The 13,861-nt window shown below is 43.4% G+C and carries 12 protein-coding genes and 1 riboswitch; of the genes, 5 read left to right on the top strand and 7 right to left on the bottom strand.

Going from position 1 to position 13,861, the window contains the following annotated elements; genetic code table 11:
* Position 1: 1 nt before the first annotated feature.
* The 4 genes from cbiE to Q0486_RS12815 form a co-directional block, all read right to left on the bottom strand.
* Entirely contained in the window at positions 2-1,189 is a 1,188-nt protein-coding gene (gene cbiE, locus Q0486_RS12800; RefSeq protein ID WP_299233995.1) for a precorrin-6y C5,15-methyltransferase (decarboxylating) subunit CbiE, read from the bottom strand.
* Positions 1,182-2,588 (bottom strand): precorrin-3B C(17)-methyltransferase, encoded by a 1,407-nt coding sequence (gene cobJ, locus Q0486_RS12805; RefSeq protein ID WP_299233998.1) that lies wholly within the window; start codon positions 2,586-2,588, stop codon positions 1,182-1,184. The genes cbiE and cobJ overlap by 8 nt, the downstream gene beginning before the upstream one ends.
* Positions 2,589-2,638: 50 nt before the next feature.
* Entirely contained in the window at positions 2,639-3,892 is a 1,254-nt protein-coding gene (locus Q0486_RS12810; RefSeq protein ID WP_299234000.1) for a hypothetical protein, read from the bottom strand.
* A gap of 72 nt (positions 3,893-3,964) precedes the next feature.
* Positions 3,965-6,328, bottom strand: coding sequence for a TonB-dependent receptor (locus tag Q0486_RS12815; RefSeq protein WP_299234001.1), 2,364 nt, complete (start codon positions 6,326-6,328; stop codon positions 3,965-3,967).
* A gap of 141 nt (positions 6,329-6,469) precedes the next feature.
* Positions 6,470-6,666, bottom strand: a riboswitch (cobalamin riboswitch).
* A gap of 108 nt (positions 6,667-6,774) precedes the next feature.
* Here Q0486_RS12815 and Q0486_RS12820 point away from each other — a divergent pair.
* The 5 genes from Q0486_RS12820 to cobC are packed head-to-tail and all read left to right on the top strand — an operon-like array spanning position 6,775 to position 10,386.
* Positions 6,775-7,491: a precorrin-2 C(20)-methyltransferase gene (locus tag Q0486_RS12820; RefSeq protein ID WP_299234003.1), complete on the top strand. Its 717-nt coding sequence runs from the start codon at positions 6,775-6,777 to the stop codon at positions 7,489-7,491.
* On the top strand, positions 7,488-7,994 hold the full coding sequence (gene cobU / locus Q0486_RS12825; RefSeq protein ID WP_299234006.1) for a bifunctional adenosylcobinamide kinase/adenosylcobinamide-phosphate guanylyltransferase: 507 nt from the start codon (positions 7,488-7,490) through the stop codon (positions 7,992-7,994). The genes Q0486_RS12820 and cobU overlap by 4 nt, the downstream gene beginning before the upstream one ends.
* Before the next feature lie 13 nt (positions 7,995-8,007).
* A complete protein-coding gene (gene cobT, locus Q0486_RS12830) occupies positions 8,008-9,048 on the top strand; it encodes a nicotinate-nucleotide--dimethylbenzimidazole phosphoribosyltransferase (protein WP_299234009.1) in 1,041 nt (346 codons plus the stop codon).
* Between the two features lie 29 nt (positions 9,049-9,077).
* The gene (locus tag Q0486_RS12835; protein WP_299234012.1) at positions 9,078-9,827 is read left to right on the top strand and encodes an adenosylcobinamide-GDP ribazoletransferase; all 750 of its coding nucleotides are present in this window, start codon (positions 9,078-9,080) and stop codon (positions 9,825-9,827) included.
* 13 nt (positions 9,828-9,840) lie between these two features.
* Positions 9,841-10,386 (top strand): alpha-ribazole phosphatase, encoded by a 546-nt coding sequence (gene cobC / locus Q0486_RS12840; protein ID WP_299234016.1) that lies wholly within the window; start codon positions 9,841-9,843, stop codon positions 10,384-10,386.
* An 11-nt stretch (positions 10,387-10,397) separates the two neighbouring features.
* Here the strand turns inward: cobC and cbiB are convergent, their stop codons facing one another.
* The 3 genes from cbiB to Q0486_RS12855 are packed head-to-tail and all read right to left on the bottom strand — an operon-like array spanning position 10,398 to position 13,844.
* On the bottom strand, positions 10,398-11,351 hold the full coding sequence (gene cbiB, locus Q0486_RS12845) for an adenosylcobinamide-phosphate synthase CbiB (RefSeq protein ID WP_299234019.1): 954 nt from the start codon (positions 11,349-11,351) through the stop codon (positions 10,398-10,400).
* Positions 11,333-12,352 carry a threonine-phosphate decarboxylase gene (locus tag Q0486_RS12850; protein WP_299234022.1) on the bottom strand — a complete coding sequence of 340 codons (1,020 nt, stop codon included), beginning with the start codon at positions 12,350-12,352 and terminating at the stop codon, positions 11,333-11,335. The genes cbiB and Q0486_RS12850 overlap by 19 nt, the downstream gene beginning before the upstream one ends.
* Complete coding sequence (locus tag Q0486_RS12855; protein WP_299234025.1) at positions 12,345-13,844, bottom strand: cobyric acid synthase; 1,500 nt, start codon at positions 13,842-13,844, stop codon at positions 12,345-12,347. Before Q0486_RS12855 ends, Q0486_RS12850 begins: the two co-directional genes overlap by 8 nt.
* Positions 13,845-13,861: the final 17 nt, after the last annotated feature.

A 13,861-nucleotide genomic window follows, 5' to 3' on the forward strand; every position in this document is an offset into this window, starting at 1 on the left:
TTCATTCTGCTTTCAATATTTCGATTGGATTATGGGTATCGACAATAAGTCTTATACGTTCTATCACCCTACGTCCGATATTAGATACTCCTTCATAAAACTGCTGCAAGCTGTCATCGCTCACAGAATTAAAAACGATAATTCCACCAGGAAGCAACTCCTCGTCTATACGCTGAAGCAACTCCTGCAACCTGCCTCCGTGACCACCAATAAATACGGCATCAGGACGCGGTAGTTCCGATAAATCCTGTTCCATGAAATCGCCGCCTATGAAACGTATTCCGGGCACTCCCCACCTAATGCTGTTCTGCCTCAAAAGTTCCTCACCCTCAGGACGACGTTCGAACGCTATCACGTCAATGTCAGGATAAGCGCTTTTAGCTTCTATCGACACTGAACCTGTACAACTGCCTACATCCCACAATACGATGCGGTTCTGCAAATCAAGCATACTTAATGTCTGCAGACGCACAGGTCTCTTGGTAATCATATTTACACGACCGTTAAGAAGACAGAATTCCGACTCATCCATTCCGAGCGGACGGCGACGCAACTCTGTGCGCACAAGAATCATACAGTTAGGTGATGTGAATTCGGCTTTTATGGCTTCCTCTACAGTAAACTCACGTACTCTTTCTGAAACAGTATTGCCCAAAGCCTCTCCTACATATATGCGGTAATTGTCATAACCGTATTCATGCATGCGTGCTGCAATCGCAGCAGGTGTCTTGACCTTGTCTGTCAATACGCCAAGCATCTTCTCACCACATATGAGTGCGGCATCAAAAGCTTTCCAAGGGCGGCCTGTGAGCGATACCATCCTCATATCATGATAAGGCAACAGCAGGCGGTGAGCCAACATCTGTAATGAGTTGAACGTAGGATATACACGGATACTGCTTTCAGGCAATAAACGCTGCACAGTATTAGCAAAACCGAAGAACAACGGATCGCCTGATGCAAACACCACTATCTCGCTGTGCTCAGCATATTTCTCGAAAACCTTATCCAAAGGAACGGTTATATCTATCCATAAAGCACCTTCGGGCAGGAATTTTTCTACCAGCTGATGATGTCTCAAACCACCGGAAAATACCTTTCCATTGGAAATGACATCCATTACCTGTGGAGAAAAGTATATCTCGTCACTGTCGCTTATTCCTATAATATGAAATAACTGTTTACACATCACGTCCCGGTTTTAACAATTCCGCATCATCAAAAGTCATTATGGCATTTACCAATGTGGCTGCAAGATTGCTTCCACCTTTACGGCCTTCTACAATCAATTTCGGAACATCACTGAAAGTCTTAACCATATACTTGCTTTCGCACACATGTACGAAGCCTACCGGAGCCGCTATAATACCACCCGGATGTGCCTTATGTTTACGCATCAAAGAACATAGTTCCATCAAGGCTGTAGGAGCATTGCCAAACACGAACAATGCATCAGGATGTTCTTCCACCGCCAGACGTATTCCTGCCTGAGTGCGAGTAATATTCTTTTCGGATGCCATCAGCGCCACTTTTTCATCGTTCAGATAGCACTTCACTTCAAGCCCAAGCCTTTCAAGAGCACGTTTTCTGATACCTGACGCAGCCATTGTAACATCTGTTACTATTGTACGGATTTTTCCATTTACGATTAAGGAATGTAATGTCTCTACCGCATTTTCATCAGAGTAGAGCAGATTCTCCATCTCAAAATCGGCTGTAGTATGAATGGCATGGAGCAAAGCCCACTTGTGTCCGAGAGGAAGATCCTGATTTTTCAGTTCCTTAGATATAGTAGCGAAACTGTTCATCATTATTTCCTGACCTATCCCTGCAGCGTCCTGCTTCTCGTTCTGATAATATCCACGAGGAGTTATCATCCTGCCTGACCACTCATACGATTGTGAGTTACCGATAAGGATTACAGTAAACATATCCACATCTTCAGGATCAAAGTCTACCAAAGTAGTGATCTTAACAATCTCTTCATCACGTCCTGCCTGACGGACATACCCCACAGGAGTCTTCGCATCGCGCTCCTGCATGAATATCTCTTTCAGACGGTGCAACTGCCAGTATCTGCCTTCACTCTTTGGATTATAAACAGCGGTTACAAAATCAGCTACTGCTGCCGCACGTATGCGTTTTTCTATCTTCTCCCATGGTGTAAGAAGATCTGACAAGGATATGACACAGAAATCATGTCCTACAGGAGCACCAAGCTTGGCTGCCGCTTTCTGAAAAGCACTTATTCCAGGCAGAACCTCGATATCCACATCACTGTTCCTCTCGCGTTTCATCTCATAGATAAGCGGTGCCATTCCGTAAATACCGGAGTCACCGGAACTGATAACACATACGCATTTGCCTTGTTCCGCCAGTTCAAAAGCCTGACGGGCACGGTCGCGTTCACGCTTCATTCCCGTATCCACACACTCTGCTCCCTCTTTCAGATATTGGCGTATAAATTGGAAATAATAATTATATCCAACAACCACATCCGAACACATTAAAGCCCGGACTACCGCCGGAGTGATGTCCTCCGCGGAGCCCGGGCCTATGCCTGCTACTATTATTTTATTTTTATTCATTCTTACTTTGGTACTATAATCATCTAATAGTTGCAAAGTTAGTGATTTTATCAGTTTTCCACCACTCTTAAAGCATCAAAATAATAACCTTGAGCTATATCAGCACCTTTTTCAGTGGTTCCTGTAGCTATATCATATATATATATACAAGTGCTTGTCTCTGTGTTGACACCAATATATGCCTTTCCGCCTACTACAACAGAACGCTGAGAGAAACGGCCACTGCTGTAACCTACTTTCTTACCGTCACATGTCAGAGGGGTTCTTTCTCCTGTCTTAAGGTCAACAATTGAATAATACAGGCTATAAGTATCTCTACCGACATCTGCCGACTGGTTTCTGGCATAAGTCAGAGCCTTGCCGTTACCAAGATATTGAACTGTACACAGTTTACCGTCAGCATTTGGATAGCCTTCATAAGAAGGATCGAAATCAGACTCACCCTTGTTTATGCGCAACAACTGCCCTTTTTCCAAACCACTTTCTTCATTCTTAGTAAATGCTGCAAGATAAAGATTTCCATTTTCATCGTATGTCACACATTCCTGCAAAAGCTGTCCGTATGAGCTGCCGGCCATTTCAGCCGCCAAAGTATTAACCTTATTGCTCTCAACCTTCATATCAGACGGATTGATTACAGCAGTAAGGAAGTTTGATGTAGGAACACCTTTTCTGCCAGCCTTGTCTTTTCCATAATAGAAATAGTAAAGTTTTCCGACTTTTTCATTATATGTAAGAATACCTGTTGTAGTGAAAACAGCCGCACCTGCAGGAAGAGGAAGATCCAATGTTCCTTCCGCAAGGATAGTCATATCATCTGCATTAAGTTTTGTCCAAATGATCTTGTCAGCATCTCCATTGGCAGCCATGACTAACAAAGTCTTATCGTCAAGCCACGCATGAGTATATTTTCTTTCTGTATAAGAATTCACGACAAAAGGCTGTTCCTGAACAATCTCAATCTTATTGTTTACAATCTGGAACTTAGTAAAGCGAGTCTGCTTGCTTGGTACCTGATAATAATACTTTCCTTTAGAAATAAGTTCTATAGTGTAAGGATTCAGCTCCACTCCCGAGCCTTTTATATCTATTATCGGCTGATCTGAAGTGAGAGACTCCACGCTTTTCACTATGGTATTTTCTCCTCCACCCATACCGCCATGTTCGCCTACAGACATGAAAATATCAAAATGGATTTTTCCTTTAAGTCCTGGATTATCATCACCCCCACCAGGTGTTTCATTGCTACATGCCACAAAAGAAAAAAGAGCTGTAGCAAACATACCCGTTTTGAGGAATTTCATAACTGAAAATGTTTTTGTTCTCATAAGCAAAATTTTTTTAATTGATTTTTTATATAGTATTTGTCATTATTATTAATTCAGGAACATTCTGAATTTCAGAAAAAACGATCTTCCCGGTTTCTGCAATTTGTAATGGTCATATACCAACCTGTCGAAGATATTGTCACAACTTACAGAGATGTTATATTTCCCGTTTTCCAGAGAATATGTCATATCAGCATTGAATATATGCTGCGCCGGAATCTGAGCTTTACTTTCTTTTGAACCGTATGCCTCCCATGTCAGGAAATACCAATGTACCCACTGATAAGATGTTCCCAAACGAAGACTGCTATTTTTTAATAATACATCGTAAAAAGTATAGTTTGCTTCTGCTGCTCCAAACAACCACGGACGGTTAGGCACACGGTTAAGGTAAGTAGCCGAGAGTTTTCCGTCATCCTTATATTTGCGCTGGTCGCGTGCGTCCTGCCAGCTTATGTTAGCCATACACTGCAAATTTCTCTTCCAGCTGTAACGCACTTCTCCTTCAACACCCTTTATGTGTACAGCCGGTACATTCTCATACTGCATCATACCTTCCTTTTCCGCAACTACAGCCTGGATATAATCGTCAACAAAACGCATAAAACCATTGACCTCATAATACAAAGAATGTCCTGTAGCAGAATGCCACGTACCGAAAGCGCCAAAATTTACATTATCACTCCTTTCGGGGTTCAAAGCCGTATTGGCATATATGGTGGAGCCGTTACCCAACAATTCACGGGCCAAAGGAAGACGGACACTATGTTCAAAGGAAGCCTTCAATGCCACCGGTTCAATGAATTTCACACGTGTTCCCACTCCATATCCCCAATAATTGTTTGTATTGCTTCCCATAACCTCATCCGAACCGGTCTGCCAGTATAAATCTGTCTGCCGAATATTAAGATGATTTACATAGTCTTTGACGAAGAAAGTATTCTCGATTTTATTCTGCAAGAACTGCTGATGATATGAAAGCCCGATGATGTGTTTGCAGACGATATCGTTAGACGGCACAAAACTGTCATCAACATCATCATATCTGTCATTGCCTGTTCTGTTTACCAGATAATTAAGATTAATGGAATGATGCTGGTTTATACGATAATCCCAGTTTGAGCGAAACATCGTTGTAGGACGCTTATAGTGGCGTAATGACTTTTCACGACCGGTTATCTCATTTCGTGAGCTCTCGATATAATCTCCGTTCCAGTCGTAAACCCTGTATGCGGTATCCACAGTAAGTGAATGATCCCAGGTATGTGAAAGGATGCTCTGCATCTGCAGACCTTTCAGGATGAAGTCTTTCTTGCGGTATTGTGCAGAAACGTTATATGCATCACCGTTACGTTCTGCCATACCATAAACCTTTGTCTGAATAGAACCTGTCTGCAATTCCTTGTTTACCTTTGAATATGATGCTGTTACAAAGAAATCATCAGCCCATGACTTCCCGGTGACACCGACTTCAACCTGTGCAAGCAATGAGAAATAGTCATCATGAAAACGCTTACGGTCAGAAGGGACGTATTTCCTGACGCTTTCATCCCATACCTCTACCCCCTTCATCATATAGTCGTTTTTGGAATAATTGACTCCGACCGTAGGACGCACAATAAGTCCGCTTTTCGGGAATACTATTTGCGCATTCATATCAGCCTTATGTGTATGGAAAGAACCGACTCCGTAAGACACATCAAGATAATTCTTTTTTTCCTTCTTTGTGACTATATTTATCGCACCACCAAGAGCGTCCGAACCCAGATATGAAGGTACAACACCTTTGTACATCTCTATATGGTCTATAATATTGACAGGAAGATTGGCAAGAGACACTTCAGAACCTTTTGTTTCAAGAGGAACACCATCAATGAAATAACGTACTGAGTTGCCTGACATTCCATTTATTGACAAATCGAAATCGGAACCTACACCACCCTCCTGGCGCACCTTTATACCCGATGCACGGTTCACGAGTTCATTAAGGTTATTCAAAGAATTTACTATAGGCTTTACATCCAGCGCATTTACAGCAAACGAACTTTCACGGAGTTTCTGTGATTTACTCTTGGCATATACCTCCACATCCTTCAAGCCTACCGCATCTTCCTGCAAAATAAAATCCACAGACTTTTTTCCGCGAAGTTCTATATTCTTTCTCTGACTTTTGAAACCTACGAAAGAAACGACCAGTGTATATTTACCTTCAGGAAGAGAAAGCGAATAATTTCCGTTATCATCTGAATAAGTGCCATAAGAAGTACCCTCTACCGCAAGTGTCGCCTGCACCACGGGAGTACCGTCAGAAGATGTTACTTTTCCGGAAAGTGTCACAAAAACCTGTGCAACTCCATCCGTAATACCGGAAATTATAAACAATACCAAAAAGACAAACGTAAGACGTTTCATAAATACCTCTAATTCATCGTATAACTACCGTACACCTACGAGAAACATATATATACAAAGAGAAAGAGGATTCCATAAATCCCGAACGGACAAAGAAAATTCCAACTCGATGTTTTCATACTTTATTTCCCGAAAGCATAAAAAACTATTTAAGATACCGGCAGGTCTTCTGACTTGTTTCTTTTCAGGAGCCTTCCCATCCGTTCAATAGACAGTGGCATATAGAATTCCTGAAAATCATTATGAAACTTACAGCAGCGGGTCTGTTCAGGACTTTCACCTGATTCCCTTTTCATCACGCTTTTGTCAAGCAATGAACCAATATCGCCGCAAAGGTAGATATTATAACCGAAGCTACCAAATAGAAAATGTATGAAAATACAACAACAAAAGGAAAAAGATATTATCTTAGCATCCTCAAAAAAGAAAAACATCATATCGGCAATATGAAACAATCTGAAAAAGTCATCAAATTCGTATCACTTGGTCCAGGAGATCCTGAGCTTATTACAATAAAAGGATTGAAAGCATTACAGGAAGCGTCATTTATTTACTGTCCTGCCACAATGACTCCATCCGGTACAAAAAGTTCACACTCGTCCGTCACCCTACAGGCATTGGGTATAGACGCTGATAAAATCAAGACATTTACACTGCCCATGAGCAAAAACAGGGATGCGGCGATAAAAGTATATCAGGATCTGGCGGACGATATAGAAAAGTGCTACAAAAACAATATGCAGATAGCGGTGGCAGCCGAAGGGGACGCTGGCTTCTATGCTTCAATACAGTATTTATATGAGCTTCTCAAAGAAAAAGGTTTACAGGTAACGCGGATAGCAGGAGTACCTGCATTCATAGCAGCCGGTCCTGTGGCAGGTATTCGTCTGGTAAAACAGGAAGAAAGATTACTGGTAGTACCCGGAATAATCTCAGAAAAAGAACTTACCGATAAAATCAATTCAGGTTATGTTGTGGTCATCATGAAACTGCCACTTTGCGAAGAGGCTGTCCACAAAGCGATAACCCAAAATCCTGAAGCTGAGTTTCATTATTTCGAGAATATAAGCAGGGAAAACGAATTCTATACATCGGATACCGACATTATAAAAGACAAAAAGTTTCCATACTTTTCACTCATGATCATATCAAAAAAACAATGAAAAGAATTATTATGGTAACCGGAGGACAACGCTCCGGCAAAAGTACATACGCTGAAAAACTGGCACATCAGCTTACGGACAGACCTGTCTATCTTGCCACAGCAAAGATATGGGACGAGGAGTTCCGCCAGCGCGTATTGCGCCATCAGCAAAACCGCGGTCCGGAGTGGACTAATATAGAGGAAGAAATGGAATTAAGCAAGCACAATCTGGAAGGAAGGGTTGTTGTGATAGACTGTATCACTCTTTGGTGCACTAATTACTTCTTCAAGCATCAGGATGTCCAAAAAACACTGGACTCAATAAAAGCAGAGTTCGACAAATTTACCGATCAGGACGCGACATTCATTTTCGTGACAAACGAGATAGGTCTAGGAGGTATATCAGAGAATGAGATACAGCGTAAATTCACAGATGTACAAGGATTTACAAACCAGTATGTAGCGACGAAAGCCGATGAAGTGATATTCATGGTGAGCGGTATTCCTATGAAAATAAAATAAAAAGAATCAGAATATGAAAAAGTTTAATATCAAACCAATAGACGACCTGCAGTTTGAGCAGGAAGTCATCGACAAAATAGACAATCTTACGAAACCTAAAGGTTCTTTGGGCCGACTCGAAGAGCTCGCCAAACAAATCTGCATGATCCAGCATACACTTTCTCCACGTTTAAGCAATCCATACAACATCCTGTTTGCCAGCGACCACGGTATAGTGGAAGAAGGAGTAAGCGTCTCTCCCAAAGAAATAACCTGGCAGCAACTATATAATTTTCTGGATGGTGGTGCAGGAATAAACTTTCTGTGCCGACAACATGGATTTGAACTGATGCTGGTAGATGCCGGAGTAGATTATGACTTGCCTTACGAACGTGGAATAATCAACATGAAGGTAAGAAAGAGTACCCGCAATTATCTTCATGAGGCAGCAATGACCAAAGAAGAAATGGAACTGTGCATAGAGAGAGGAGCTGAATGTGTGGAAATGGCCTATAACAAAGGATGTAACATAGTAAGCTTCGGCGAAATGGGTATAGCAAACACATCAGCCTCATCGCTTTGGATGTCATCTTTCGCAAATATACCATTAAAGCAATGTATCGGCGCCGGGGCAGGACTGCAGGCTAAAGGTATAGAGCACAAATATCAGGTCTTGAAACAGGCACAGGACAATTTCAAGGGAGAGCACACTGCCGAAGAAATAATTTGCCGGTTTGGAGGATACGAAATGGTAATGGCTGTAGGAGGAATGCTTAAAGCCGCTGAACTTAGGATGATTATTCTTGTTGACGGATTCATTATGAGCAACTGCATACTGGCAGCATCAAAACTTTATCCTGATGTTTTGCAATACGCCATTTTCGGACATCAGGGAGATGAAGCCGGCCATCGTATTCTGCTGGAGCATCTCAAGGCATCACCGCTGCTTCATCTCAATCTTCGTCTGGGCGAAGGAAGCGGAGCCGTATGTGCCTACCCTATAGTAGATTCTGCTGTCAGAATGCTGAATGAGATGGACTCATTCAAAAAAGCGTCTATAACAAAATACTTTTAAACTCTAAAGACTAAAAAAAGACTATCGGAATGAATCAGATTCTTGCTGCTTTTATATTCTTCACCCGTCTGCCGTTCTGGAAAATCAAAAGCGTACCGGACGAATGCTTCAAACATGTAGTCAGCTATTGGAGTTTCAGCGGATGGCTCACGGGCGGTATCACGGCGATATGTTTCTGGGGTGTCAGCCAGATACTTCCGATCTCAATAGCGGTAATAACGGCGCTTACAGTCCGTCTTCTCATAACCGGAGCATTGCATGAAGACGGACTTGCCGACTTCTTTGACGGCTTTGGAGGCGGAAGAGACAGAGAGAGTACTCTCAGGATTATGAAAGACTCCCATATCGGTACATACGGTGTCCTGGGATTAATCATATACTATCTTCTGGGATACCAGCTCCTGAGTTCCATAAATCCGTCATACACTCCGTTTATACTGCTATGCAGCGATTCTTTCTGTAAATTCGTATGCAGTCACATATTATGGCTGCTGCCTTACGCCCGTAAAGAAGAAGAAAGCAAAGCCAAGGTTATATACTCAAGACAAAACTATAAGGAAGAAACAGCATCAGCCATCGGAGGACTGCTTCCCCTTGTTTTCATGCCCCACAGTTTCTTTATTACACTGCCGGTTCCGATACTAGTATTTATCTATATACAACACCTGTTAAGGAAACGATTGGGTGGATATACAGGCGACTGTTGCGGAGCGTCATTTCTGATATGTGAACTGTCAATGTGGTTCTCCATTGCAATAGTTTCAGGATTGATCCGATAAAAACCGAAATACGATGAGTACAGGAAAAAAGAAGAAAATAGTATGGGTGAGACATACCGCCCCGGAAGTAACTCCGGGAACATGTTACGGTCAGACCGATGTACCGTTAAAAGCTTCATTTGAAGAAGAGGCATCAAAGTGCGCCGCACAGCTGAAGAAATACTCTTTCCAGAAAGCATATACAAGTCCACTCTCACGCTGCACACGGCTTGCCGGTTTCTGCGGCTTCAAGGAAGCTGTCCATGACCCACGGCTTATGGAAATGAATTTCGGCGACTGGGAGATGAAGCGTTATGACGAAATAGATGATCCATATCTGTCCCAGTGGTTCGACGACTACATCCATCTACCAGCCCCTAACGGCGAGTCTCTGGAAATGCAATATTCCAGAATATCAGCCTTTATTGACGACATTCTTAAAAAGGATGAAAACGAAACCGTAGTTTTCTCCCACGGCGGAAGTATAGTATGCGCTATGATTTATGCCGGTATGGCAACATTCGAGAACGGATTCAGCAAACAGCCCTCTTATGGTGAAATCGTAGAAACGAAGTTCTGATACCAAGACTACTATACAGGAAGAGCCCCTGACGAGATATAAATCACGGCGGCAACAATGATAATCATAAAAACTTCCGAAATCCTGTTTATACGGATAGCCACATCAGCATCCTTGCGTACAAACAGACGGTTGTTACTGCCGATAAATGGTTTATACACCAGCTCCCCGAAATAATTGTGAGGTCCCCCGAAACGGCAATTCAAGATACCGGCAAGCGCAGCTTCCGGATAACCGGAATTAGGACTAGCGTGTTCATGTCCGTAACGAAGCACAAACCTCAACAGCGACGGATGTCCGGAAGCCATTACCATCAGAAAAGCGGTGATACGTGCCGGTATAAAATTGGCGATATCATCAATCTTTGCCGCACAATACCCAAACAGACGATAACGTTCATTCTTGTACCCTATCATCGAATCAAGGGTATTTATCATCTTGTACGTCAGCATGCCCGGTACCCCCAGCAGCATGAACCAGAATAACGGAGCAATCACCCCATCACTCAGATTTTCAGCCAAGGTTTCCAATGCAGCGGCACGTACTTCCTGACCGTCAAGCTCGTTTGTATCCCTGCCTACAATACGTGCAACCTGCTTCCTGCCTTTTTCAAGCGACACTTCCATAGCATCGAACACCATCCTGACCTCGTCTATCAATGTCTTTCCTGCCAGACAATAGAACACCGCGACTGACGAAATAGCCACACCAGCCCAGTTGCTATATGAAAAAACATATTTCAGGAGAAAGTAGGACACCACAAAAACAACAGCAATAAGCAGCAATGCCGTAAACGCTCCCTTGATGCGGCGGAAACGTCCACTATTCAGTCTATGTTCGAAAAAGCGAATCATATTTCCGAAACCTACCACAGGATGAGGTAGCCAAAGAGGGTCGCCCAACAACTTGTCCAACACTACTCCCGCCAGCAATGGCAACAAAACATTCAACGTATGCAAATCCATTCTTTAATACAATTAATCAGTTCATCATTTTCTTCAGGCATCTGTACGGCAATCCTGAAGAAACGTTCGTCAAGTCCATCAAAATTCGAAGCGTCACGAATCAAGATTCCTTTTTCCACTGCCAGGAAAGTTTTCAGTTCCGAAGCCTTACCTTTTTTCAGGCGCACAAGCATATAGTGAGTATCCGATTTCATGACATCCATCTCCCCAGTCATCTCCAGAGCAGAAGCCACACGGTCTTTTTCACGGAGCAACGCAGATAAATCGATTTCAAACTCATCATGATGAGTCAGCAGATAATGGCCTGCCGATATAGCCAAAGCATTGACAGACCACGGCATCTTGCACTTCTTCAAGCGGTTTATCAGTTCCGGATTTCCGGTAACCCCACCCAACCTTAGCCCCGGAATGGCAAAATGCTTTGTCATGGAATGAAGCAACAGCACATTCGGCAACATAACAGTTTCCTTGGCCGACAATAACGGGACTGCAGTAAACGCCTCGTACGACTGGTCTATTACAAACAGGCATCCCGGATTATTGACTATCATCTTACGGAGCTCATCCACATCCGCGGCTTTCCCCGTAGGATTGTTAGGATTACATATCCAGCAGATGTCGCAACCGGAAATATCCATCCGCTCAAAAGAATAAGCCTTTATGATTTCATGCGAATGCAACCTGCACGCATCGGCATATTCGCTGAATGTAGGCATCAGGATTACCGAACGGCTTTTCCTAAAAGCCTGTGCTATAAGATAAATAGCCTCGGTAGCTCCGTTTGTGACACAAATCGAAGCATCCACAATATCCAGTTGCTCCGCCCACAATCTTTCCAGAGAATATGGCTCCGGTTCAGGATAAGAACGTATGCATGATATCACACTGCACAAATAAGCATTAAGCCCGTCATGAGAAACATTTCCATAAACATTCGAGCTGAAATTCATACGGATTCCATTCCTGTACTGAAAAATATCATCACCGTGTCCTTTAATCATTATCTGAAAGTATTTTATACAACAATGGCATATTTATGTGCGAACGAACATGAGCAGCCAGTCTGTCATACTGTTCTTCCTTAAATGAGAGATAATCGGATATATTTCCTTTTTCAATGTCTGTATAAGGCGCCAACAGATAATTGACAACAGCTTCATTATCCAATATTCCATGCATATACGTACCAAAACATTTCTCTCCCACTCTCCATCCTTCGGCTGTTCCATCCTGCAGATAATTCAAAGGAACTGCATCGCTGTCAGCCGATATACTGCTTTGTCCCATATGAATCTCATATCCTTTGCAGGTATCTCCGTCCTTATCCAGAAATCTGAATTCAGTCTGGCGTGTAACCTTTTCCGACTGCATGACAGTAGAAACAGGCAACAGTCCAAGTCCCGGCAAACGGCTTATTCCTCCTTCCACGCCGTCCGGATCTTCTACAGACAGTCCCATCATCTGATAACCTCCACAGATACCGAAAACGGTTGCTCCGTTTCGTGCCGCCCTGACTACAGCCTCGGCCACCCCGTTCCGGCGCAGCTCCAGCAAATCATCCAGAGTACTTTTTGTTCCAGGCAATATCACTATGTCAGCCTTGCTTATCTCCTCGGTATTATTGGTATAATACAGATTTACACGCTCGTCCCGCTCCAAACGATTGAAATCAGTAAAGTTTGACAAATGACGCAACAGTACGACCGCTATGTTGACCTTTCCGCTTACTGCCGCACGCTGTTTCTGCTGCAATTCCAAAGAGTCCTCCTCTTCTATATAGATATCCTTATAATAAGGAATCACGCCAAGCACCGGCACACCGCAAGTCTCTTCCATCATTTTCACACCAGATTCAAACAGGCGTAAGTCACCACGGAACTTGTTTACTATTATTCCCTTTATGCGCTTACGGTCTTCCGGCAACTGCAGTGCAATAGAGCCGTAAGCACTGGCAAACACACCGCCACGGTCGATATCAGCCACTAGAATTACATCCGCATCGGCATACCTTGCCATCGGCATATTGACAAGATCCGTATTCCTAAGATTAATTTCGGAGATACTTCCCGCACCTTCCATCACTATAGGATTATAACGCGCCGCCAGTCTGTCGAAAGCGGCACATACCTCACGGCGCAACTCGTCCCTTCCCTCCTTGCGGAAATATTCGTACGCACTGCGGTTACCTATAGGCTTCCCGTTCAATACCACTTGCGATGTATGGTCCGAGCTTGGTTTCAGCAGCAGAGGGTTCATATCCGTATGACACGGCACGCCTGCAGCCTCCGCCTGTACAGCCTGCGCCCTGCCTATCTCCAGCCCTTCGGGAGTAGCATACGAATTGAGAGCCATATTCTGTGCCTTGAAAGGAGCCGGACAATAACCGTCCTGCAGGAAAATCCTGCACAATGCCGTTGCCAGAACACTTTTACCCACATCACTGCCTGTACCCGCCAGCATCAAAGGATGTAATCGTTTGATATGTATAGTCATTGATTTCTAAGTTTGAT

It is taken from the genome of uncultured Bacteroides sp., assembly GCF_937912035.1.
Lineage (GTDB): Bacteria > Bacteroidota > Bacteroidia > Bacteroidales > Bacteroidaceae > Phocaeicola.

Bases quoted from the DNA above. Each gene is read 5' to 3' on its own strand.
- cbiE (WP_299233995.1), bottom strand. From the start codon at position 1,189: ATGTGTAAACAGTTATTTCATATTATAGGAATAAGCGACAGTGACGAG.
- cobJ (WP_299233998.1), bottom strand. From the start codon at position 2,588: ATGAATAAAAATAAAATAATAGTAGCAGGCATAGGCCCGGGCTCCGCG.
- Q0486_RS12810 (WP_299234000.1), bottom strand. From the start codon at position 3,892: ATGAAATTCCTCAAAACGGGTATGTTTGCTACAGCTCTTTTTTCTTTT.
- Q0486_RS12815 (WP_299234001.1), bottom strand. From the start codon at position 6,328: ATGAAACGTCTTACGTTTGTCTTTTTGGTATTGTTTATAATTTCCGGT.
- Q0486_RS12820 (WP_299234003.1), top strand. From the start codon at position 6,775: ATGAAACAATCTGAAAAAGTCATCAAATTCGTATCACTTGGTCCAGGA.
- cobU (WP_299234006.1), top strand. From the start codon at position 7,488: ATGAAAAGAATTATTATGGTAACCGGAGGACAACGCTCCGGCAAAAGT.
- cobT (WP_299234009.1), top strand. From the start codon at position 8,008: ATGAAAAAGTTTAATATCAAACCAATAGACGACCTGCAGTTTGAGCAG.
- Q0486_RS12835 (WP_299234012.1), top strand. From the start codon at position 9,078: ATGAATCAGATTCTTGCTGCTTTTATATTCTTCACCCGTCTGCCGTTC.
- cobC (WP_299234016.1), top strand. From the start codon at position 9,841: ATGAGTACAGGAAAAAAGAAGAAAATAGTATGGGTGAGACATACCGCC.
- cbiB (WP_299234019.1), bottom strand. From the start codon at position 11,351: ATGGATTTGCATACGTTGAATGTTTTGTTGCCATTGCTGGCGGGAGTA.
- Q0486_RS12850 (WP_299234022.1), bottom strand. From the start codon at position 12,352: ATGATTAAAGGACACGGTGATGATATTTTTCAGTACAGGAATGGAATC.
- Q0486_RS12855 (WP_299234025.1), bottom strand. From the start codon at position 13,844: ATGACTATACATATCAAACGATTACATCCTTTGATGCTGGCGGGTACA.